Annotated in this window: 23 protein-coding genes; 12 read left to right on the forward strand and 11 right to left on the reverse strand. The window is 50.7% G+C overall.

All coding sequences use genetic code 11. The features are described 5' to 3' along the window. The first annotated feature begins 5 nt into the window (after positions 1-5). From fghA to P2G88_RS08935, 3 genes are read left to right on the forward strand one after another with little or no spacing between them, the layout of a single operon-like run. Positions 6-890 carry an S-formylglutathione hydrolase gene (gene fghA, locus P2G88_RS08925; protein WP_275795513.1) on the forward strand — a complete coding sequence of 295 codons (885 nt, stop codon included), beginning with the start codon at positions 6-8 and terminating at the stop codon, positions 888-890. A gap of 52 nt (positions 891-942) precedes the next feature. Further along, entirely contained in the window at positions 943-1353 is a 411-nt protein-coding gene (locus P2G88_RS08930) for a DUF5675 family protein (RefSeq protein ID WP_275795514.1), read from the forward strand. Further along, the gene (locus P2G88_RS08935) at positions 1347-1880 is read left to right on the forward strand and encodes a hypothetical protein (RefSeq protein WP_275795515.1); all 534 of its coding nucleotides are present in this window, start codon (positions 1347-1349) and stop codon (positions 1878-1880) included. The genes P2G88_RS08930 and P2G88_RS08935 overlap by 7 nt, the downstream gene beginning before the upstream one ends. Here the strand turns inward: P2G88_RS08935 and P2G88_RS08940 are convergent. Then, on the reverse strand, positions 1877-3424 hold the full coding sequence (locus tag P2G88_RS08940) for a glutamate synthase-related protein (protein ID WP_275795516.1): 1548 nt from the start codon (positions 3422-3424) through the stop codon (positions 1877-1879). The genes P2G88_RS08935 and P2G88_RS08940 overlap by 4 nt on opposite strands. A gap of 125 nt (positions 3425-3549) precedes the next feature. On the opposite strand from P2G88_RS08940, the gene P2G88_RS08945 reads away from it, so the two are divergent. The 4 genes from P2G88_RS08945 to P2G88_RS08960 all read left to right on the forward strand — a co-directional run bounded on the left by P2G88_RS08945 (position 3550) and on the right by P2G88_RS08960 (position 6155). After that, positions 3550-4176 carry a YigZ family protein gene (locus tag P2G88_RS08945; protein WP_275795517.1) on the forward strand — a complete coding sequence of 209 codons (627 nt, stop codon included), beginning with the start codon at positions 3550-3552 and terminating at the stop codon, positions 4174-4176. A 16-nt stretch (positions 4177-4192) separates the two neighbouring features. Beyond that, positions 4193-4636, forward strand: coding sequence for a GFA family protein (locus tag P2G88_RS08950; protein ID WP_275795518.1), 444 nt, complete (start codon positions 4193-4195; stop codon positions 4634-4636). A 105-nt stretch (positions 4637-4741) separates the two neighbouring features. Then, positions 4742-5641 (forward strand): transporter substrate-binding domain-containing protein, encoded by a 900-nt coding sequence (locus tag P2G88_RS08955; RefSeq protein WP_275795519.1) that lies wholly within the window; start codon positions 4742-4744, stop codon positions 5639-5641. A 112-nt stretch (positions 5642-5753) separates the two neighbouring features. Continuing rightward, entirely contained in the window at positions 5754-6155 is a 402-nt protein-coding gene (locus P2G88_RS08960; RefSeq protein ID WP_275795520.1) for a hypothetical protein, read from the forward strand. 8 nt (positions 6156-6163) lie between these two features. Here P2G88_RS08960 and P2G88_RS08965 read toward each other — a convergent pair whose 3' ends face one another. From P2G88_RS08965 to yjjX, 3 genes are read right to left on the reverse strand one after another with little or no spacing between them, the layout of a single operon-like run. Next, positions 6164-6595 (reverse strand): hypothetical protein, encoded by a 432-nt coding sequence (locus P2G88_RS08965; protein WP_275795521.1) that lies wholly within the window; start codon positions 6593-6595, stop codon positions 6164-6166. 31 nt (positions 6596-6626) lie between these two features. Then, a complete protein-coding gene (gene yjjG / locus P2G88_RS08970) occupies positions 6627-7301 on the reverse strand; it encodes a pyrimidine 5'-nucleotidase (protein ID WP_275795522.1) in 675 nt (224 codons plus the stop codon). A 3-nt stretch (positions 7302-7304) separates the two neighbouring features. After that, positions 7305-7847 carry an inosine/xanthosine triphosphatase gene (yjjX, locus tag P2G88_RS08975; protein ID WP_275795523.1) on the reverse strand — a complete coding sequence of 181 codons (543 nt, stop codon included), beginning with the start codon at positions 7845-7847 and terminating at the stop codon, positions 7305-7307. 113 nt (positions 7848-7960) lie between these two features. Here yjjX and P2G88_RS08980 point away from each other — a divergent pair, with 113 nt between their 5' ends. Continuing rightward, on the forward strand, positions 7961-9757 hold the full coding sequence (locus P2G88_RS08980; RefSeq protein ID WP_275795524.1) for a lipase maturation factor family protein: 1797 nt from the start codon (positions 7961-7963) through the stop codon (positions 9755-9757). A gap of 35 nt (positions 9758-9792) precedes the next feature. On the opposite strand, the gene P2G88_RS08985 is transcribed toward P2G88_RS08980, so the two are convergent. The 5 genes from P2G88_RS08985 to P2G88_RS09005 all read right to left on the reverse strand — a co-directional run bounded on the left by P2G88_RS08985 (position 9793) and on the right by P2G88_RS09005 (position 15476). Beyond that, positions 9793-10971, reverse strand: a complete 1179-nt coding sequence (locus P2G88_RS08985) for a hypothetical protein (protein WP_275795525.1) — start codon at positions 10969-10971, stop codon at positions 9793-9795. A 41-nt stretch (positions 10972-11012) separates the two neighbouring features. Beyond that, a complete protein-coding gene (locus P2G88_RS08990) occupies positions 11013-11819 on the reverse strand; it encodes an outer membrane lipoprotein-sorting protein (protein ID WP_275795526.1) in 807 nt (268 codons plus the stop codon). Then, complete coding sequence (locus tag P2G88_RS08995) at positions 11816-14116, reverse strand: MMPL family transporter (protein ID WP_275795527.1); 2301 nt, start codon at positions 14114-14116, stop codon at positions 11816-11818. Before P2G88_RS08995 ends, P2G88_RS08990 begins: the two co-directional genes overlap by 4 nt. A gap of 11 nt (positions 14117-14127) precedes the next feature. Beyond that, positions 14128-14919: a TetR/AcrR family transcriptional regulator gene (locus P2G88_RS09000; protein WP_275795528.1), complete on the reverse strand. Its 792-nt coding sequence runs from the start codon at positions 14917-14919 to the stop codon at positions 14128-14130. Positions 14920-15095: 176 nt separating this feature from the next. Continuing rightward, on the reverse strand, positions 15096-15476 hold the full coding sequence (locus P2G88_RS09005) for an STAS/SEC14 domain-containing protein (protein ID WP_275795529.1): 381 nt from the start codon (positions 15474-15476) through the stop codon (positions 15096-15098). 126 nt (positions 15477-15602) lie between these two features. Between P2G88_RS09005 and P2G88_RS09010 the strand changes: the two genes are divergently transcribed. Next, on the forward strand, positions 15603-15833 hold the full coding sequence (locus P2G88_RS09010; protein WP_275795530.1) for a hypothetical protein: 231 nt from the start codon (positions 15603-15605) through the stop codon (positions 15831-15833). Here P2G88_RS09010 and P2G88_RS09015 read toward each other — a convergent pair. Continuing rightward, positions 15830-16639, reverse strand: a complete 810-nt coding sequence (locus tag P2G88_RS09015) for an AraC family transcriptional regulator (RefSeq protein ID WP_275795531.1) — start codon at positions 16637-16639, stop codon at positions 15830-15832. The two genes, P2G88_RS09010 and P2G88_RS09015, sit on opposite strands and share 4 nt — an antisense overlap. A gap of 132 nt (positions 16640-16771) precedes the next feature. Here P2G88_RS09015 and P2G88_RS09020 point away from each other — a divergent pair, with 132 nt between their 5' ends. From P2G88_RS09020 to P2G88_RS09030, 3 genes are all read left to right on the forward strand, one after another. Continuing rightward, entirely contained in the window at positions 16772-17164 is a 393-nt protein-coding gene (locus P2G88_RS09020) for a hypothetical protein (RefSeq protein ID WP_275795532.1), read from the forward strand. Continuing rightward, on the forward strand, positions 17165-17695 hold the full coding sequence (locus tag P2G88_RS09025; protein WP_275795533.1) for a GNAT family N-acetyltransferase: 531 nt from the start codon (positions 17165-17167) through the stop codon (positions 17693-17695). It begins immediately after the preceding gene. Positions 17696-17778: 83 nt separating this feature from the next. Further along, the gene (locus tag P2G88_RS09030; RefSeq protein ID WP_275795534.1) at positions 17779-18960 is read left to right on the forward strand and encodes a serine hydrolase domain-containing protein; all 1182 of its coding nucleotides are present in this window, start codon (positions 17779-17781) and stop codon (positions 18958-18960) included. Here the strand turns inward: P2G88_RS09030 and P2G88_RS09035 are convergent. Beyond that, the gene (locus tag P2G88_RS09035) at positions 18957-19961 is read right to left on the reverse strand and encodes an NAD(P)-dependent alcohol dehydrogenase (protein WP_275795535.1); all 1005 of its coding nucleotides are present in this window, start codon (positions 19959-19961) and stop codon (positions 18957-18959) included. The two genes, P2G88_RS09030 and P2G88_RS09035, sit on opposite strands and share 4 nt — an antisense overlap. Between the last annotated feature and the right edge of the window lie 93 nt (positions 19962-20054).

Genomic DNA, 20054 nt, shown 5'->3' on the forward strand with positions numbered 1-20054 from the left:
GCGCCATGAATCATCTTACCGAAAAGCAAACTGCCCGCGCTTTTGGCGGCTGGCAACAACGTTTTGAACATGCTTCAGAATGTCTGAATTGCACTATGCAATTCTCCGTGTATGTTCCGCCGCAAATCTATGCCAATCAGCCACTGCCTGTGTTGTATTGGTTATCGGGATTGACCTGCACCGATGAAAACTTTTCCACCAAATCCGGCGCCCAGCGTATTGCAGCCGAATTGGGGATGATGTTGGTGATCCCCGATACCAGCCCCAGGGGCGACGGTGTGCCCGATGCGCCAGATGGCGCCTATGACTTAGGTCTGGGTGCAGGGTTTTACCTTAATGCCAAGCAATCGCCCTGGCAGCGCCATTACCGCATGTATGACTATATTCTGGAAGAACTGCCCGAGGTGCTGGCATCCCGCTTTGAGCTGGGTAAGGCGGCTATCGCCGGTCACTCCATGGGCGGTCACGGTGCTTTGGTGCTGGCCATGCGTAATCCGGATAAATACAGCTCTGTCTCGGCCTTTGCACCTATCGTCAATCCCAGTCAATGCCCCTGGGGCCAGAAAGCCTTCACGGCCTATTTGGGCGAAGACCGCGCCAGCTGGAAATACTATGATGCCTGCCTGCTGGCCAGAGAAATGGGGGAAAACCTGAACATTCCCATGCTAATCGATCAGGGCCTGTCGGATAATTTTCTGGAGCCCCAACAGCTCACCCGACCGCTGGAAGAAATCTGTCGCTATCAGGGCAACCCGGCGCGCTTTCGCTACCATGGTGACTATGACCATAGCTATTACTTTATCGCCAGCTTTATCGAAGACCATCTGCAATTCCATGCGCGTCATCTGGGATTAGACACCGCCAGCAACGGTTTTCTGGCAAAAGGCTGAGAACTGTCTATTTTTCAATAGGAAACCTTATACGCAGGGATAACACTGCACCATGCTTCAGGCCTACCTTATCCGCGATGATATTGGCCCCGATTGCATCCGCGGCATGCTATATGCCGAAGGAGAGCTTTTCCATGTGCTGGAAAGGCCCTGGTTAAATAACAAACCCAACCAAAGTTGTATCTGCGCCGGACGCTATGAAGTAGATTTTTTAGCACGCTCCGGCAGCGGTAAATACCGCGACGTTTACTGGTTACAAGATGTGCCGGGACGTAGCGGTATTCTTATCCACAAAGGCAATATCGTGGCCCATTCCACGGGCTGTCTTATCCTCGGCAAACGCCGAGGTAAATTGGGAGGCCAGCGAGCTGTGCTGAATTCCCATACTGCCATGCAGGAATTTGTGGAACTAATGAACAAGCAGGCATTTAGCCTGCAAATTCTAGGGAGCCAATCATGTTAGAAGCCATCGTCGGGATCTTTTCCTCCTCAGGCCTTGGCGCCATTGTCGGTTTGTTTGGTAGCTGGCTGACCAAGCGCGAGGAGCGGCGCAATATGGCGCTGAAATTGGAGTTTGAGGTAAAAATGGCGGAGATCCGCAAAGCCGAAGCCGAGATGGAGTTCAATCACGAGTTGGCGCTGGCCGATAAGCAGATTGAGCGGGCTCAGGTGGAAGGGGAAATCCAGCGGGATGTGGCGGAAATGGCCGCCTTCAAAGAGAGCCTCAAAGAGCAGCAGCAGATGTATGAGATTAAATTTGTGGACGCCGTTCGTGGTTTGATGCGCCCGCTAATCACCGTCTATCTGCTGATTATCGCCACCTATGTGACCCTTAAAATCGGCGGTTTTGTGGGAGGAATGGAAGGCGCCATGCCAGAGCAAGAGATGGTCATCATGTACAAAGACACCATCGCCCAGGTGATGTTTTTGGTCACCACAGCCGTTACCTGGTGGTTTGGCTCACGGCCTTCCAGTCAGCGTAAAGGTTAATTTCCTGGTGGCAACAAACCGCTGTATGTAATGCCGCTGAGTCTGGCCATGGGTTCACTCCATGTAGCCAAATCCTGCAAATTGAATTGATGCAGATGGTGGTGCCCACAGGCCCGGGCCATCACCTGCATCAATTCGCTACTGGCCTGTAGAAAATTAGCCAGTTGCCGGGCGCCTTTTTCCACATCCAATCGTTTACGCAACTTGGGATCCTGAGTGGCCACACCGGAAGGACAATTATTGGTGTTGCAGATACGCGCTGCCACACAGCCAATTGATTGTATAGCGCTATTGGCCAGGGCCACTCCATCCGCGCCAAGGGCCAGAGCTTTCACGAAATCCATCGGCAGGCGCAGACCACCGGTAATAATCAAGGTTACATCCCGTCCCACGCCTTGGGCATCCAGGAATCGCCTGGCCCGGGCCAAGGCGGGAATGGTGGGCACGCTGATATGATCACGAAACATGGTCGGGGCCGCACCGGTGCCGCCCCCACGACCATCGAGAATAATGTAGTCGGCGCCTGCTTCCAGGGCGAAGGCCATATCCTTTTCAATATGATTGGCACTGAGCTTAAAGCCGATGGGAATACCGCCGCTGATGCGCCGGACATCGTCGGCAAAGCGTCGGAAATCCTGGACATTTTTAAGGTCGCTAAAAGTAGGCGGTGACACCGCCGGCTTGCCTTCTTCAATGCCCCTGACTTTGGCGATTTTACCTATGTTCTTGTTGCCAGGCAGATGACCTCCGGTACCGGTCTTTGCGCCCTGTCCCCCCTTGAAATGAAAAGCTTGCACTTTTTCCAGTAACGCTTGCCGATATCCGAATTTAGCGCTGGCCAGCTCATACATATATCGGGAATTCTCGGCCTGTTCCTCATCCAACATGCCCCCTTCACCTGAACAAATACCGGTGCCGGCAAGCTCAGCGCCTTTGGCCAGGGCAATCTTGGCCTCTTCAGATAAGGCGCCAAAACTCATATCCGACACAAATAACGGCATGGACAAACGCAGAGGTTTGTTTGCTTTTGGCCCGATAACAAACTCGGTACCGACCTTGTCTTCTTCCATCAGTGGTCGCGTGGCCAGCTGTGCCACCATCAGCTGAATATCGTCCCATTGCGGCAGCTGATTTCGAGGCACGCCCATGGCGGTCATCGGGCCGTGATGCCCGATTTTGGACAGCCCCTCTTTGGCCAGTTGGTGGATCAGGGCCACAGTGGGCTCTTCCTCGGTTGGCTCAGCCACGGGGATTCTGTCTTTCTCGACTTGTCCCGGCCCTTCTTTGCCTACCTGCTCGGCCTTGAACTGTTTGTGCGTGCCGTCACAGAAAGGCGCATTGCCGGTATGCTTGCAAACACAAAGCCAGGCATCACCGTCCTTTTCAGCGGTAAAGGCCTTGGGTGACAGTCCTGTGCCCTTATGCGAGCCGTCACAGAAAGGTTGCTCCTTGGAACGCCCGCAAACGCAGAAATAGTATTCCTTGTCTTTTTTAAGCTGTACCTGTGCTGGCTTGTTATCGGCGACGATTGGTTTACTGGTCATGGACATGCCTACCTCTGTTGCAAAGCGGAAGGTACCGCTAACTGAATCAGATTCCTGGCACCAACCAACCTCACCAGGGTGAATCTATGAAATAATAGACCCTAAGCACAGCAAACAGAGATCTTATGCAGTCGGGTTACCCCATCCCCAGTGGTCGCTGCCAATTTGAGTTAGAGATAAAGCGCAGCAAATTCTTGTGTATTGCCGAGCATGCGCCGACTCCCGCCAGTGCCCAGGCGCTGATTCAGTCATTAAGAGCCGCCCACCCCGGTGCTAACCATGTATGCTGGGCTTATATTGCCGGCGCCCCAAACGGCACCGATATGTCCATGAGCGATGATGGCGAGCCCAGCGGCACGGCCGGGCGCCCCATGCTGAATCTGTTGCAGCACAGCGGTCTGGGAGAAATCGTGGTGGCGGTGGTGCGCTACTTTGGCGGCACCAAGCTTGGCACAGGCGGATTACAGCGTGCCTATTCCGATGCCGTGGCGGGTGTGCTGGAGATAATGGAAACAACCCTAAAGGTACATCGCGCTCCGCTTATATTAAGCTTTGACTATGCTCTGGAAGCCAAAGTACGCCATGTACTTAGTCAGTTTGATGTGACCGATGAACACTTTGAATATGGTCAGCAAGTTACCCTGTCTTTACGTTTAGAGGAAAAGACTCTGGAAGATTGTGCTCAACGTCTGACCGATCACTGTGCGGGTGCCATCAGTATCCAAGGCTTATCAGACAAGGCCAGCACCTAAAAAAAGGACAACAACCATGGAAAAGCCCTATCAGGGACAGTGTCTGTGCAGAGCCGTTACCTTTAGCCTGCAGCCTCCTCTTCCCCATCTATACCAATGCCATTGCTCCATGTGTCGCAAGCTAAGCGGTTCATCGTCCGATACCGCCATGTTCATCGATAAAGCACAATTTGCCTGGATTAAGGGCCAGCATAACATTGGCTCGTATCAAACTGATTCGGGCTATCGCAGTGATTTTTGCCAATGCTGTGGCAGTACCCTGCCCCATGCGATGCAAAACGGCCGTCAAATGTGGGTACCCGCCGGATTACTGCCTGGCAATATCCCCAGCCAGGTAAAGGCTCATCTGTTTGTGGATTCAAAAGCCCACTGGGATCCGTTGCTTAATGAACAAGAAAGCCTCTGCCACCCAACGATGCCACCGATGGAGGAGTTGGATAAATTGCTGCAAGGTGAATAGCATAACGTTGGTAAAGAGGGGGAGGCTCAAAGATGTCTCCTCTTCATATTTCGAATCTGGCATAAGACGATTAGGGGAAGTCTGTGTTAACTTGCCTATGCTTAGATGAACTATTCGTTGTTTGAATATATGCGGGCCAACATTCTGAAAACTCCCCCTCATTTTTCACCGCTCAACATTGATCTTCTGCTGACGCTATTTGCGCTCTGCTGCTTGGCCTTATTGCCCCTGAAAAGTGATGCCACCGAAGTGCTTAAAGTGAGGATCAGTGAGAAGGCCTTCCCGGCTGGCTTTAAGGTCAATGACAGGTGGCAAGGCATGGATATTGATGTGCTGGATGAAATTACCAAGCGCACAGGTATACAGTACCAAGTGGTGGTGATGCCTTTTCAGCGGGCGATGACAGAGATAGCCAAAGGCGAAATCGACCTGATTGCCAATCTGACCAAGAACCCACAAAGAAGCCTCAATATGGATTGGTTGGGGCCGGTCAGAGTTACCCAAACGGCGTTAGTGGTACAAAAATCTAATCCACTGTGTGAAATTGAAAGCATCGATCAACTCATCCAATTGCTTGAAACCAGTCAGCAACAGATTGGCCACGTTATCGGGGTCAGTTACAGCCCCATGTTGGATGATTATTTTGCTACTAATCAACGCTTTAAGGCAGTCGTATGGGATAGCGCGACCCGTTGGCAAATTGTTGAAATGTTGCAAAAAGGCAGAATTTTTGGCTTTTTCCAAGATGAATTTGAGGCGCGCAGTCTAATCGCCGCGAATCAGCATGATCCCAGCCATCCTTACGCCGGATTCAGCATTTGTCCGACGAATATCGATTCTTCGACCTCCGGCGCCTATTTCGGCTTATCCAAGCATCTTGATCCGGCAATCCACAAAAAGTTGCTAGCGGCATTTGCCGAGCTGGAAAGTGACGGCACCTTAGCGACCATCTATCAAAAATGGGATGGCAGTGGCACAGACCCCAATAACCCCCTACAAGACTGAAAACCTGTCGGCTTCCAAGGCTTAAGCATTTGATAGACAGAGATTTTACTGATAAAAATGTTGCTCTGTTCGCTAGTGGCGCCAAGCTGCACTTAGGAATCGCGACAAAAACATGGAATTACTAACCGGGCCAAAGCTGTGGGAGCTGATCAAGCACTTAAAGCAATGGCTGACCAACCTTAACCGCGCCAATGAAAAACGCCAGGCTCAGTCTGTGGCAGCGCTGCGTTCGGTGATAGTCGCTGCCCGCAATACGGCAATTTATCTACGCCAGGTGCAAGAGACAGGCAAATCCTGTCATAACAGCGAGGCAAAACTCTCAGAGCATTGGACCCGACTGGGATTTGAGTTGACAGATTTAGGCCTGAGCAAGTTGGCCAAACGTTGTGATATCACCGGCCGCTTTTGGGCAGAGCCTAAACAGTTCGACCAGGATTTTCTGGCGAAAGCCGATGTGGGTCTGGCCCGAATGGAACAATTGGCCAGGCAGATGCTGGCGCAAGTCACGCCTTAAAAGCGCGGTTATTCGTTTTCCTGTGCCGGCGGCACATAGATAGCAATGCCGCCGGCGCCGATATTGACCATCGGCCAGGACATACCGACACCAATACCCACATTACCATCGACGCCACCGGCGCCGGTGCCCACCGAACCGGTGATCTGTTCCTCGGTGTATTGCAGCAATACGCCATTGGCACCCAACGCCGCCGCCTCCATTTTCATGCGCTCAATGGCTTTATTGATCTTATCTTTCTCAGTCAGCGACCAGGAAAACTTACTGGTGGCTTTGAGGCGCGCAATTTCCTGATAGTCGGCCGGGGCATTGCGATAAACCATTACCTCGTCGGGGTCGATAGGCGCCCTGGCCTCGCCGGTCAAGACATGGGAGCTGGTGGCACAACCGCTAAGCGCCAGGAGGGTTAACAGGCCGACAATAAGATGTTTCAATGACATAGGGTATTTTCACTCAGCTCGCGATAATGACTCAGGCTTGCAATAAGGCCTGAAGTTCCGTCAAACAAGACACTTCATGGTGGGGATCAATTCCTTCAATCCGTTGCTGACCATGTCGGTTTAACCAGCAGGTATCAATACCGTAGCGCAAACCGCCGAGAATATCCGTATGCAGGTTGTCCCCGACCATCAATACCGCTGACTTTTCCGGATTGTCCATTCTGGACAAGGCATGTTCGAATATACGCGCATCGGGCTTGGCCACGCCCAACTGCTCTGAAATCACCAAATGGGCGAATCTGTCTTGTACGCCGGTGCGGTTTAAGCGCTCCTGCTGCAAGGCGGTAAAGCCATTAGTGATAATCCCCAATTGCACCTTGCCATGCAGTGCATCCAAGAGCTCTCTCGCTCCTGGCAACAGCTCACAAATGTCGGCCATGGCCTGGATAAAACTGCCATTTAAATGGGAGGGACAAACGCCCAGTTTGGCTGCCCAGGGCTCGAAACGTTTGTGCTGAAGCTCGGTAGCGCTGATGCGTCCGGCCTCATAGTCTTTCCAAAGAGGCAGATTCAGTTGCTGATAACGGGCAAATTCCTGCTCGTCAAACGCGTGTTCGAAGGAGGCAAACATGCGTTGCAAACCACGATAAGCATCAAAATGAAACAAGGTTTCATCGGCATCAAAGAGAATGCACTGGTACTTCATTCACTATTCCAGGTACAAAGTGGGATGTAAAAACGGAGCCATGGCCAATAACATGGTTTGGGCATAAATACTTTCACGGGTGGCATGACCGTTAGTTAACAGGCCAATGGCCCCACCCTTCTGTTTGATATTGTGAGTACCAAACAGTCTGTCCATCACGTCACCGAGCTCTTCACCTGCCAGTAGCGCCTGATAGGCAATATCTGGCAGTGGCAGGCTGGCGCTACGGCCAATAGTTTCGCGGTTTCCATCGCTTATAACCGCGTAGGCGAAGGTCGCGGGCCCTTCATCGAAACGATCCACACCGCCTTCCAAAGCCACATAGAAATCGGCGGTCTCCTGCCTGGCGCAATAGTGCACCCGATTGCGTGCACCCAAACGGGTTTCTTCCTCGTTCATGGGTTGAGCAGCCACGCCGGAGGGGGCATGCATGCCAGCGCATTCGACCTGATGATCAGGAAACAAGGTGCGAAACGCCGTCGCCACAGCACCGATTTTAACCGGGTTATTGGAGCCAACGATAACGCGCAGTGGGTCAGCATGCATAGCAAATGTCTCTTGATTGGCCAGGGCCGCTATTGTGCCACAGTGCAATAGATTTTGGGGATTATCCTGTGCCAATTAGGGTGGATTAAGAACATCTGGTCTATCTTGTTATCATGGAAAATCCCCTTCTCATCTACGATGGCTATTGCCGCTTCTGCCGAAGCTGGGTGCGCTATTGGCAGCGCCTGGTAGGCGCTGCCGTGCAGTTTGAACCTTACCAGAAGGCCGCCGCACGCATTACCGATATCAGCACCGAGCAGTTTGCCCAAAGCATTTGGTTTATCGGCACCGATGGACAAAAGTATCAAGGTGCAGCCGCCAGTTTTCAGGTTCTTCGCTATGCCCAAGGGAAGAGTCATTGGTGGTGGCTTTATCAACATTTCCCCGGCTTTGCCTGGCTGAGTCAATGCATCTACCGCTTCGTCGCTAATCACCGCCGGTTCGCCTATTGGGGTCAACGACAGCTATGGGGCGCACGCCTTTACCCCGAGCATTACCATAAAACCAGCTGGTTGTTTTTGCGTGCGCTGGCCGTGTTGTTGTTTTTTGCCTTTGCCTCTTTTTATAGCCAGGCCCTTGGCCTTATCGGTAAAAGCGGACTACTGCCGTTACAAGACTACTTAATCTTACTTAAAGACAACAATCTGGGCTTTTCTGAGGCACCTATGTTGTTTTGGTGGGATGCGAGCGACTGGGCCATAGAGGCGGTGTCTCTGGTGGGTATGTTGGCAAGCCTGCTGTTGTTATTCAATCTCCTCCCCCTGGTTTGCCTGATAGTGTGTTACTTCTGCTATCTGTCGTTGGTGCATGGTGGGCAGGTCTTTATGCAATTCCAGTGGGACTTGCTGCTTTTGGAAGTCACGGTTGCAGCCATGCTGCTAAGCAAAGGCTATCATGCCGGGATCTGGTTGATGCGACTACTGCTGTTTCGCTTTGTGTTTCTGTCCGGGGTGGTCAAGGTTACGAGCGGTGATGTCAGCTGGGCCTCGCTGTCGGCCCTTTTTTACTACTTTGAGACGCAACCCTTGCCGACGCCGCTGGCCTGGTATGCGCATCAACTGCCTGATTGGACGTTGCAGGCCTTAACCCTGATGGTACTTTTTATCGAGCTGGTGCTGGTATGGCTGATTTGGCTGCCAAGACGCCCCAGACAGCTGGCCGCCATTGGTATAGTTGCCCTGCAGTTTGGCATCTTGCTGACCGGCAATTTCGGCTTTTTCAATCTGCTGACCCTGGCGCTTTGTCTGTTTTTATTCGACGATCGGGCGCTACACCACCTGGTGCCGCCTTTTATCAATCACGATCTGTTGCCCGAAAGGCGTTGGCTGACCTGGCTGCGATGTGCAGGTGTCAGCGTATTGATGGTGCTGGGTCTGACTTACCTTTATCAGGGACTTCATCTGCAACCGCCAGGGCCGGCCATCAGCGCTCTTATTCGCCATATTCAGCCCTTTGCTCTGGTCAATCCTTACGGAGTGTTTGCGGTGATGACCACCACGCGCAACGAGATTGTACTGGAGGGTTCCCATGATGGGGAAACCTGGATAGCTTACGATTTCACCTACAAGCCCGATACAGCAACACAACAGCCAAGCTGGAATATTCCCCATCAGCCACGATTAGACTGGCAACTTTGGTTTGCCGCCCTGGATAAGGACAATCCGCCCCCATGGTTTCGCAACCTGTTGATTAGACTCTTGTTTAATCACCCACAGGCGCTTTCACTGATAAAAACCAATCCCTTTGCCGATGAAGCGCCCACACAACTAAGGGCGCGACTGGTGAATTACCGCTATACATCATGGGATGAAAAAGAGAAGACAGGCAAATGGTGGAATACAGAAGAAGTGGGTATTTACTACCCTGCGGTACAATTTAAGGTCAGTGCGACGCCAATAGCGCCCGAGTAAACGAGAAACGAGTGCAATGCCCGTTTCTCGTTATCCTAAAAATAATATTCCAGACTAAATTGCAGATAGTCGTCACGGCGTAGCAAATAAGTAGGCTCATCAGGTATGTCGGAGCTGAAGAACCAGCCATCAAGACGCCACTTCCAATTGTCGTTAATACGGCTGGACGCCTCGATAAAGCCGGAGCGCACGCCGCTTTCATCCAGATCCTGTACCAGCGCGATTAAGATTTCTGTGCCGTCGATATCGTTAAACACAATTCGACTGCCCAGCATCAAATCATTCTGGCCGAGGGAGCTGGCCTGCTCATCACGTTCGTCGTATTGGTATTCCATTAGCCAGCCGATATCATAAACGGAGTTGAGCACCCCAACACTGGTAAACTCAAAACCGCCGGTCAGGGCATAGAAATCTTCGACGTCGGTTTCACGGTGAATGGCTTCGAGTTTCCATAACCAGGCGCCAACCACGGCCAGCATATCCAGGCCGACTTGCTGCATTTGCCCATAGTAAGGGCGAAGCACCATCTCATCTCCAGTCATCGCGGGAACAAAACCGGGTTCACGATTGGTTCCATCAAAATACGACAGGCCCAGCTCGATATCGCCCAGATAGCCCATATAACGCACAGCCCAATCCAGATTGCTTTCCTTATCCTCCGATTCAAACAACGGATTGTCGGTGTCGATGCGAAGCGGTCCGCGGAAGCGACCATCTAGCCCGGCGAAAGTGCGTTCTCGGAAATAGGGCAAAGCAAAAGCAGATACCGTACCCCACTCTTTTACCAGGGAAAACTGAACCATTGGCTGACCGAGTTTCTCCTCGCCATCGACCGCTTCCACAAAATCTGTTTGGTTAATCACATCCACCAGGTGCTGTGATTCTGTCTGGCCCCAAAACACCTTGCTGATGCCAGCACGCATTTCCCACTCATCGCCCACATGCAGCCAGGCCAACTCGCGGATGTCCCAGTGGGTTCGCTCGCTATCTCTACTATCCACGCGCACAAAAGGCTTTACGTTAATGCTGTCAACGCCGTCGTTCCAACTGAAATAGACTTCGGGCTCGAGGAAAACAGAGATATCGCTGTTTTCCTGGCCTTCAAACTGGCCTTGCTGGAAGTAGTAACGTTGCTCTACTGCGGCCTTTACATAGGTTTGGGTATCAGCTTTGGCCGGTACACTCAGCAAGGAAGCAAGTGTGGCAGTCAGCAATACCTTTGCTGTTCTGGGTCCTGTTGAAGCATTACCAAACATTAACGTGCCCGCTTCAGACTGGCTTGGCTAAAGTCTTCTTCTGTCAGACCGGTGCGGAAGGTCAGTTCGTGAGTGACCAAATCGGTGCTTTTGCCGTTTTGATGATTGACCATCTTCATCAGCATAGGGCGCCAGTATTTATCCAGATATTGCTTGTAATCATGCATGGTCAGGGTTTTCAGCAAGCTGTCCTTGCGATCATAAAACTCGATTTTTTGGGCACGATAATGTTCTTTATCAATCCAGGCGAGCATTTTGGTGTAGCCGGAGAATTCATAGGCGGGCACCTGCTCAAGCACAAAGGCATCCTGGCCATTTATCTTCTCGTCACGCAAATATTTGTAGGAAAATTTTTCTACTTCAAAGGAGCTTAAATCCTCAAAAGCGAACTCACTGCCCATAAACGGACCAGACTTAGACTTGGAAGCAATACGCTTCACCCTTTTCAGTGCGGGTAAATACATCCATTGCTCATCGGGTTCAAGAGCATGGGAATAGTTAAGAAATGCGGTGCCTTTGACATCGGCCGGTTGATCGAAAACGGTCAGACCTTTGTCACCATCATTTTCCATTTCCAAGGTGAGCAGACGCATCTTGCGCTCGATTTCCTGACCGCTGGAAGTGCGCAAAATCATGCTAGCCTCAGCCTGGGAATCTCCCCAACCTTCATCTCTGATTTTACGCTCTTTGGCAATCGCCAAACCTTTTTCTGCATCGCTCTGCTGAGCCTGTGCAATGGGTGTTGAAGCAACAGCGAATACGAGTGAAATAGCACCTAGATTTTTCAGAAGAGTTGTCAGTGTCATGCGGTCTTTTCCTCTTTCATCTGCTTCTTGTCGAATACCATCAAAAATGCGGGCAGGAACAGAAAATCAACCGCCAGCGCCACCAAAATAATAATGCCTGTCAACAATCCCATGTCTGCATTGAGGGCGAAGGATGACATTGACAATACCGCAAAGCCCATGACCAATACCAGCGTTGTAATCCAAAGCGCTCGACCAACACTGGTAAAAGCATACCGAACAGCTTGTTCTGCATCCGCACCTTCTAAACGAGCATGCCGATATTTACTCAAAAAGTGCACGGTATCATCAACAATAATGCCCAGTGCCATGGTAAGTACCACCGACAGGCCCAGATTTATTTGCCCAGAATAGAGTCCCCAGATCCCAAAACCTATACCTGCAGGTAAGAGATTCGGTACCAGACTGATTACCCCCATGCGCCATGAGCGCAAGGCAAAAACCAGCAAGCCGGATATCAAGAGCAAAGCAAGCAAAGTTCCTTCCAACATACTCTCCATATTACGCTCACCAATATGCGCAAACATAAGGGCGGGACTTGCAGCCTTGAGGGTTAATCCACTTCCGTGTTCTTGCATCCAGGCTATAGCCTGCTTCTCGAATGCGGTGAATTCTTTGCTACCCAGGTTATCCATGGTCACCACGATGCGGGTGGCTGATTTATCTAGGTTAACCTGGTTGTTCAAATCCAATCCAAAGGGTAAGGACATTTCATAAAGAAGCAAATACTGAGCCGCTAATTCTTGATTCTCTGGCAGTCGATAGAATTCCTGCTCGTCGCTATGCATATTCTTATTGAGGCGCTTGAAGGTATCAGAAATAGTGCCCACATGGTCCACTTTGGGCTGCTCACGTAGCCATTCACTGAAATCACGCACTACTTGCAATACTTCTGGCTTGTTTAGCGCCGATGACTCATCCGCATAGATGGCAAAATCAATGGTAGACATACCACTGATATGTGCCTCCTGAAAATCAGTGGACTGGCGGAACTTGGTGTTAGTGTTGAAATATTCGGTAGCAACATCATTCACATGGTTATTGAAACTGGCTGCCACCGCCAGCACAGCCAAAACCAAGGTGATGGGAAATAATTTCTTGTGGTTTGCGATAACCCAGTCGCCAAATTTCTCCATACTGCCGTCTTTATGAGATTGTTTGGCTGCAACCCGCATAGGCAACACCAACAGTAGTGCAGGCAATAGGGTGACTGAGAACAAAAAGGCCAGCATGACGCCTAACGCAGCCACATTGCCGAGATCGGCCAGCACCGGCACATCTGAGAAATTCATGGTGAGAAAACCGATGGCGGTGGTCGCACTGGTAATAAAAATCGGCATCAGGTTACGCTCCATGGCAAAGCGCAGCGCATCCGGCTTTGACTTTCCTTGTCGTAAGGCAAACAGCATGGAGGAGATCACGTGCACACAGTCGGCGACGGCAAGGGTCATGATCAGAGTAGGCGCATTTACAGTGGCCGTACTTAAAAAGATGCCGACCCATCCAGTAATCCCCATTGTCGCCACAATAGTGGTGATAATGACGATCAGAGTGGACAAAGTGCCGGTGAAAGAGCGTAACAACAACCAGAGCACGCTGATAATGGCGAGGAACATCAGTGGAACCAAGGTTTCCACATCTTTTTGTGATTCAGATGCAAAGGCATGGTTCATAAAGACGATGCCGGTCTGATAAAACTCATGGCCTGGGTACTTTTCAGTATACTTGGCAGACATATCCAGCACATATGAGGCTACGTCTTTAACCGCCTGAGTTTTGTCGTCATCGGGCATCTGTACAGTGATATTTATAACCGTAACATCGCCTTTTTCTGATATCAGCTTGTTAACCAGATTGGGCTCCGCCAACGCTACTTGCTTTGCTTTCTCAATCTGTTCTGCGTCCATGCTTTCCGGGTCCAGAAACAGATCCTCTACGATCAGATCGTCCCCTTCAGCATAGGTATGCTGAAAATTCGCAATGGAATCGACCCGGCTTGAGTATGGGGTTTGCCAGGCTTGATCAGTCATCTCTTTTATCAGGGATAAGGTGTCAGCTGAAAACACATTTCCATCTTTCGGAGCAATGATGATACTGGCGTTATCATTCTTGCTAAAAATTCGCTCCATTTCCTGAAACGCCGCCAATTGCGGATTATCTTTGGCAAAATACACCTGATAATCACCGCGAAAATACAGGTATTTTCCACCATAACCGGCAGCCACAATGAACAGGACACCAATCAAAAGTGTCAGCCAAGGCCGTTGTAAAATGGCATTGAGCCATGCTTTTTTCATCGTTCTCCCCTTTAAGCCGAGGCTTGTTCCAATGTTGATAATTCAGTGCTAAAAATCTTTTTACCGATGCGCTGCCAGCAGGCTCGGTAGTCCCAGTCCTGACTAAGTGGCGTCCAATGCATGCCGTCAAGCACCAGGTTGACGTTAAATAACAATGCCTCTTGTGCGTTTATTCTGGACACCAGGGTGGCTTCACTAGCCCCCTGCAAAAGGGCATTTGAACCAAATGCCAACGCCCAGGCAGCAAAACTTAAGTGGCTGTAGGTAATACCGGCTGGAAGTTTGAGATCACCGTCCTGTATTCCTTGCTCAAACAACTGATCGCAAACATGAGAGAGCTGCAATTCAAGTTCAGCCTGCTGAGTGAGCCTGGCTTCACTGGCCTTCTCTTTTACTGCTGGCGTCTTGGCAGTTAATACGCAATAGAAAAGTGTTGGATGCATTAGTGCGTGTAAGCGGTAGGCATAGTAAATGGCCAGCAAGCGCTCTCGACTGCGACCTTGAAAAGCCAGCCCTTTGTCAAACAGCGCAATTTCCATTTCCATGCTTTTTACGCACAAGGCACAAAGCAAGTCTTCTTTACTGGAGAAGTGGTTGTAGACGGTGCCTTTAGAATAATCACAGGCAACCACCAGTTTATCCATGGTCAAGCCAGAAAAGCCTTCTTTGGCCATAATTTTTTCGGCCAACACCAATAGCTCCTGCTCGCGTTCAGCAAAGGCCTGCTCACGTTTATTTTTGAATTTCTTCAGCAGGCAGTGCTCAGAGCCACCGCCCTTACCAAAATGCAGTTTTATATTCATATTCACAAGCAAAGTGACGAATCGTCATATTTTGACAAATCGTCATTCTAGTGTATTTTTTAGACTTTGCAAGGTTATCTGTGTAACTGGCCAGCGAACAATTTGACTAACTCTCTTTAGTACTTAATTCATCTGTGCAGTCACTCAGAGGAACAGCCAATATTCCTATTTCCAAACTATTCCTGCAGCCAGGCGATAGCGGCTTGATAATCTTCGAAATATTTTACCTCGCCTGAAATAAACCAACTGCCTACTTTGGCGGCCCACTCCTGCCATCCCTTGTTGCCTAAAATGGCGATCCGTTCGAACTCATTACCATGCTTTAGACCCAGTTTAAAATCGTCCCAAGCGGCGCGAAGCTCCCACCCCTGAAACTCGGTGGCGTCAAAAAAAGACCGGACATTAGGGGCTTTGACTCCCGCCAGAGCCGAATCAAGCATGGGAGTAATAGTCTTGTAGTCTTCATGGGTCAGCTTGCCCACCGCTTTAAGATTGAGGAAAAATTGGTTGCCTATGCGCTCAATGCCAACAGATAAGCCGTGACGATAGTGACTCATAGAGTTTCTCCTATACAGGATGGAACATAATTATGGACCACTAGTCCAAGCCGGTGTTGTGATGGATCAGAGCCAAAGAATAATTTTTAACCACATAGTATTTATCAGCCTACAAGGAAGCACGATATGTCCAAAACTCAACGACTGATACCTGTGCTGAGTCTGGTTTTAGTCGGGTCTCTGGCGGCTTGCACATCCAAGCAACTTTACCAGGGCACCATGCAAAACCGCCTAAATGCCTGTGAAAAATATCATGGCGAACAACGTCTGCAATGCCGTGAGCAGTATCAGAAAAGCTATGAAGAATATGAAAGGGAACGCCAGGCAGTGCTCGAAGGCAAGACAAATACCCCTTAATACTGCCGCTGTGCACGGCGCCAAGCCGCCGGGGTCTGGCCATAGGCCTTCTTGAATTGGCGAATGAAATGGGTGGTATCCTGCCAGCCCACCTGCTCGGCAAGTTTTTCCACCGGCACATCGCTATGCTGTAATCTGGCACAGGCTTGTGTGAGACGCCGTGAATTGATCCACTGCCCCACTGTGAAGCCGGTATTAGCTTTAACCTGCGCCGCTACATAAGCAGGACTGCGATGCACCGAAGCCGCCACCTCTTTTAGGGAAATGGGCTGTAAACATTGCTCATCGATAAAGCTCAGTACTTTGGCGATCAGGGGACCATGATCATTGGATGTGCAAAGGCTGGCACATTGATTGATTTCATTAAGCAGCAAAATCAGCAGGCTACGCTGAATTAGCATGGCGTTCGTATTATTGCCTGCACCAGTCTCCCGGAACTCTTCCAGCAGGCGGATAAAAAACGCCAGGCGACTTTGGTTCAACTCAAACACCGGGAGCGCCCCTAAACGTACCTTGCGAAAACTGCTCATAATCCCTTGGCTTTCCTCCAAGCCTAAACAGGCAGGGCAAAAACTTACTTGCCAGAGTCGCACATTTCGCCCTCCCAGCAAGCGATGGGGAATACCAGAGGGGAGCAGTAGCAGCATGCCCGGAAACACCCTTACCGGCTCCCCAATGGCAATAGCAAACTCCCCTTCCAGCAACAGGAAGAACATATGTTCCGGTGGGGCACCATGCTGCTCAACGGGTAAGGTTGAAAATGAGTGAAAAGCCACATGAACGGCGTGGGAAGGGTTATCGAGCATTCAAATGCGCTCTGCTGCATTGCCTTTTCATAAAAATAAGCCGATTTAAACAAAAAAGCACCTCTAACCACTCCTAAAAAGCTATGTAAGAATGCACCAATACACTAAATAAGCCGATTTTGGATAATTTCTATGAACCTAGCCCCGGCCCTTATAGGCCTGTCACTCTATATCCTGATTTGGGAAAAACTACCCGATTGGGGCAATTGGTTTAATGCCGTTCTTGCCCGTCTACCTAAACCTTTGGCTTATCTTTATGAAGCCTGGCGTTGTCCCTATTGCTTTGGATTTTGGTGCGCACTGGCACTCCATTTTCTGTCTGGTTTGTACACGCTCGACAGCCTGGCGCAGCCTGTGGAATATCTGGGGCTGGCAGGCACGCCCATTGCCTGGTTTTTGGATGCACTGGCAACCGCCTTACTGATGATGCTGGGCAGTCTGCTGTTAAAAGCGCTGGCCGTCCCCGCCATTAAGGGCCAGCAAATGACAGAGGCATTTCGTCAAGCCCACAAGCAAGGTACATAGATGCAGCACCAAGAGCTCGAAAAAGCCTGTCAGTTCAGGACGGCAAGGCTCAATGTTAAGGGCTTTGCCATAGCGTCTTGCAAGAAACAGAGAAGGGCTTTTGGCAACAGGTTGTTGCCCCTGCTTGCCCCTGAAGTCAGCCTGTACCTGCCACCGAACTGGCAGGGCATAGAAGATATCGAAAGTGCCTTAGGTTGGTTCGACAAAATATCGAGTGAGGCAACGCTTAGAGGGATTTGGCACCATGACAGATTGATCGGCTTGCTGGTGCTCGCATCAGAGCCCGCCAGCCATACCCTGCATATCGGCTATTGTTTTGCTAAGGATTATTGGGGCCTAGGCTTTGCCTTTGAACTCTTATCGGCTTTACAACACTGGTGCCACCGGCAACCTGATAGTCTCACTTTGCTGGCCGGGGTGGACAAACGCAATATAGCCTCGGTTCGGGTACTGGAAAAGGCGGGGTTTATTGCCCTTGGTTCTGCCCCCTTTCAAGCGTCGCTTTATCAATGGCAGCCCCCTTTGCATTGACCAATTGCGTTGCTCATTTGACCTTTGTTTTACCTGGCTATTGCTAAGTTGGCCACTGAGATTCACCTTATTAGGACAACCCAATGCCTACCCACGCCATACCAACAACCCGACAGTGGCTGCTGTCCTTCGCAGCGCTGTTGTTCCCTGTTCTCGCCAGCGCCGGCGATCCTGCACGGCTTCAGACTCAGCTATCGTCTTTTGTAACAGATAAAAATCTGCCCGGCATGGTGGTCATGATCGACCAAGGCCAGCAAACCCTGTTCCATGCAGCCATTGGCCATGCCGACCGTGAAAAACAGATCCCGATGACGCCGGAACAGCGTTTTCGCTGGTTTTCCATGAGTAAGCCGGTGACGGCGCTGGCCATGCTGAAAAGCTTGCGGGATAACGGTAAAGCCCTGCAAAGCACTGTGCAGGACCTGTACCCCAGCTTTGATCTCGATACAGCTATTCCGGTGCATAACTTACTGACCCACACTGCCGGTTTGGGTTATGGCGGAGAGTGGAGCAGCGTCAGTGGCTGGCTGTATGCGTTGTTGGGGCCGCTTGAACGTGCAGGCAGCTTGAATGAAATGATGAGCAAACTGGACGGCATTCCACTGCATGACTCCCCGGGAACAACCTGGCGCTACAGTATGTCCAGCGATGTCCAAGGGGCATTGATTGAGCAAATCAGCGGACAGCGTTTTGAGCGCTATATGCAGGAGAGGATTTTTGCCCCCCTAGAGATGAACACTACCGGCTTTATTTACAAAGGCAAGGCAGATACTAGCCTGGCGCCAATATACCGATATGATCCCGATAAAAAACAAAGCGTTGTGATAGGAGATCCCTCTGAGTGGGATAAATCCGTGGCCGCCGGCGGTAGTGGCATGGCCGGTAGCGCCCAAGACTTTATGCGTTTTTTAAGGGTGTTGCGTTTCCCAGAACAGTACCCGCAATTCCCACAAGAATGGGTGCAAGCCATGACCCACAACCAGTTACCTGAGAGTATTGGAGCAATCCCAGAGGCAATTTACCCCAATTCGGGATATGGCTTTGGACTTGGCATCAAACTGCAAGATGAACAATACCTCAGCCAGGGAAGCTACTACTGGGCGGGATTGGCTGGCAGTTTCTTTTTTGTCGATCCCGAAAAAGAACTTGCGGTGGTGGTAATGATCCAAGAACTTGGTGCCCGCAAAGCCATGGAAAAGCATCTGATTCCTATGATTTACCAGTGGTTGCAGGAACCCGTAAAGGCCCTGCACAAGACAACTTAGCGTCGAGCCAGTACCACCCTGTACCTGGCGTTGCCGCTTCTTAGGTGCGCAATGGCGTCATTGACCTTTTCAAAAGGGAAGGTCTCCACTACCGGCTTGATATTGTGATGCACGGCAAACTCCAGCATTTTCTTGATGGTGGCCGGGCTGCCTACCGGTGAACCGGACACCGAGTTTTGGAATAAGATCAGGCTGAATACGCTGAGATCCAAGGGTTCAAGGGTAGCACCAACAAAGTGCAATCGACCCCTGGGTTTTAGAGTGGACATGTACAGATTCCAGTCCAGCTTCACATTCACGGTGGAGAGGATAAAGTCGAAGCGCCCGGCCACTTTCTCAATCTGGCTTGGGTCGGTGGAATTAATGGTATGGTGCGCTCCAAGCTTTTTGGCTTCCTGAGCTTTGGTTTCATGGGAGGTAAAAGCAGTCACCTCACATCCCCAGGCGCGCAGAAATTGCAGGCCCAGATGACCCAAACCACCAATGCCGATCACCGCCACCTTATCCGTCGGTTTAACATCAAATTGCAACAGCGGATTAAACACCGTGATACCACCGCAAAACAAAGGCCCGGCTGTTTCGGCATCCATTCCTTCAGGTAAAGGGATCACAGCCTGGGCATCGGCTCTGACCCTGTCAGCAAAGCCACCATGGCGACCGACTATGGTCTGCTCGGCAGTTTTGCACAGGTTATGATCGCCGCTTTCGCATTGCACACAATGCTGGCAATAGCTGCTATGCCACCCCAGGCCCACCACCTGTCCTACTGCCAGACCGGACACATCTTCACCGAACTTGACCACGCGCCCAACCACCTCATGGCCGGGCACCAGGGGGTAAGTGGACATGCCCCATTCATTATCTATCATGGATAAATCTGAATGGCAGAGTCCGCAATAATCCACCTCAATTTCCACCTCATGGTGGCCTAAGGGGGCTGGTTCGTATTCAAAGGGTGTCAAAGGGGCGCCGGCTTGTTGGGCGGCATAGGCTTTGAACATGACTGACTCCTGATAAAAAAGACAGGAGCAATCTTTAGACCTTTTGTGGCCGATTGGCAAGCATAAGAAAGGACAGCCACAGACTTCATTTTC

Origin of the sequence: Aliiglaciecola sp. CAU 1673 (assembly GCF_029223185.1) — a bacterium.
In the GTDB taxonomy this organism is placed as follows: Bacteria; Pseudomonadota; Gammaproteobacteria; order Enterobacterales; family Alteromonadaceae; genus Bowmanella.

What these genes read in the sequence shown, in the direction of transcription:
- P2G88_RS09025 (WP_275795533.1), top strand. Translation starts at nt 17,165, where the DNA reads ATGCAGCACCAAGAGCTCGAAAAAGCCTGTCAGTTCAGGACGGCAAGG.
- P2G88_RS09010 (WP_275795530.1), top strand. Translation starts at nt 15,603, where the DNA reads ATGTCCAAAACTCAACGACTGATACCTGTGCTGAGTCTGGTTTTAGTC.
- P2G88_RS09000 (WP_275795528.1), bottom strand. Translation starts at nt 14,919, where the DNA reads ATGAATATAAAACTGCATTTTGGTAAGGGCGGTGGCTCTGAGCACTGC.
- P2G88_RS08930 (WP_275795514.1), top strand. Translation starts at nt 943, where the DNA reads ATGCTTCAGGCCTACCTTATCCGCGATGATATTGGCCCCGATTGCATC.
- yjjX (WP_275795523.1), bottom strand. Translation starts at nt 7,847, where the DNA reads ATGCATGCTGACCCACTGCGCGTTATCGTTGGCTCCAATAACCCGGTT.
- P2G88_RS09030 (WP_275795534.1), top strand. Translation starts at nt 17,779, where the DNA reads ATGCCTACCCACGCCATACCAACAACCCGACAGTGGCTGCTGTCCTTC.
- yjjG (WP_275795522.1), bottom strand. Translation starts at nt 7,301, where the DNA reads ATGAAGTACCAGTGCATTCTCTTTGATGCCGATGAAACCTTGTTTCAT.
- P2G88_RS09035 (WP_275795535.1), bottom strand. Translation starts at nt 19,961, where the DNA reads ATGTTCAAAGCCTATGCCGCCCAACAAGCCGGCGCCCCTTTGACACCC.
- P2G88_RS08945 (WP_275795517.1), top strand. Translation starts at nt 3,550, where the DNA reads ATGCAGTCGGGTTACCCCATCCCCAGTGGTCGCTGCCAATTTGAGTTA.
- P2G88_RS08990 (WP_275795526.1), bottom strand. Translation starts at nt 11,819, where the DNA reads ATGACACTGACAACTCTTCTGAAAAATCTAGGTGCTATTTCACTCGTA.
- P2G88_RS08935 (WP_275795515.1), top strand. Translation starts at nt 1,347, where the DNA reads ATGTTAGAAGCCATCGTCGGGATCTTTTCCTCCTCAGGCCTTGGCGCC.
- P2G88_RS09015 (WP_275795531.1), bottom strand. Translation starts at nt 16,639, where the DNA reads ATGCTCGATAACCCTTCCCACGCCGTTCATGTGGCTTTTCACTCATTT.
- P2G88_RS08940 (WP_275795516.1), bottom strand. Translation starts at nt 3,424, where the DNA reads ATGACCAGTAAACCAATCGTCGCCGATAACAAGCCAGCACAGGTACAG.
- P2G88_RS08995 (WP_275795527.1), bottom strand. Translation starts at nt 14,116, where the DNA reads ATGAAAAAAGCATGGCTCAATGCCATTTTACAACGGCCTTGGCTGACA.
- fghA (WP_275795513.1), top strand. Translation starts at nt 6, where the DNA reads ATGAATCATCTTACCGAAAAGCAAACTGCCCGCGCTTTTGGCGGCTGG.
- P2G88_RS08980 (WP_275795524.1), top strand. Translation starts at nt 7,961, where the DNA reads ATGGAAAATCCCCTTCTCATCTACGATGGCTATTGCCGCTTCTGCCGA.
- P2G88_RS09020 (WP_275795532.1), top strand. Translation starts at nt 16,772, where the DNA reads ATGAACCTAGCCCCGGCCCTTATAGGCCTGTCACTCTATATCCTGATT.
- P2G88_RS08965 (WP_275795521.1), bottom strand. Translation starts at nt 6,595, where the DNA reads ATGTCATTGAAACATCTTATTGTCGGCCTGTTAACCCTCCTGGCGCTT.
- P2G88_RS09005 (WP_275795529.1), bottom strand. Translation starts at nt 15,476, where the DNA reads ATGAGTCACTATCGTCACGGCTTATCTGTTGGCATTGAGCGCATAGGC.
- P2G88_RS08950 (WP_275795518.1), top strand. Translation starts at nt 4,193, where the DNA reads ATGGAAAAGCCCTATCAGGGACAGTGTCTGTGCAGAGCCGTTACCTTT.
- P2G88_RS08960 (WP_275795520.1), top strand. Translation starts at nt 5,754, where the DNA reads ATGGAATTACTAACCGGGCCAAAGCTGTGGGAGCTGATCAAGCACTTA.
- P2G88_RS08955 (WP_275795519.1), top strand. Translation starts at nt 4,742, where the DNA reads ATGAACTATTCGTTGTTTGAATATATGCGGGCCAACATTCTGAAAACT.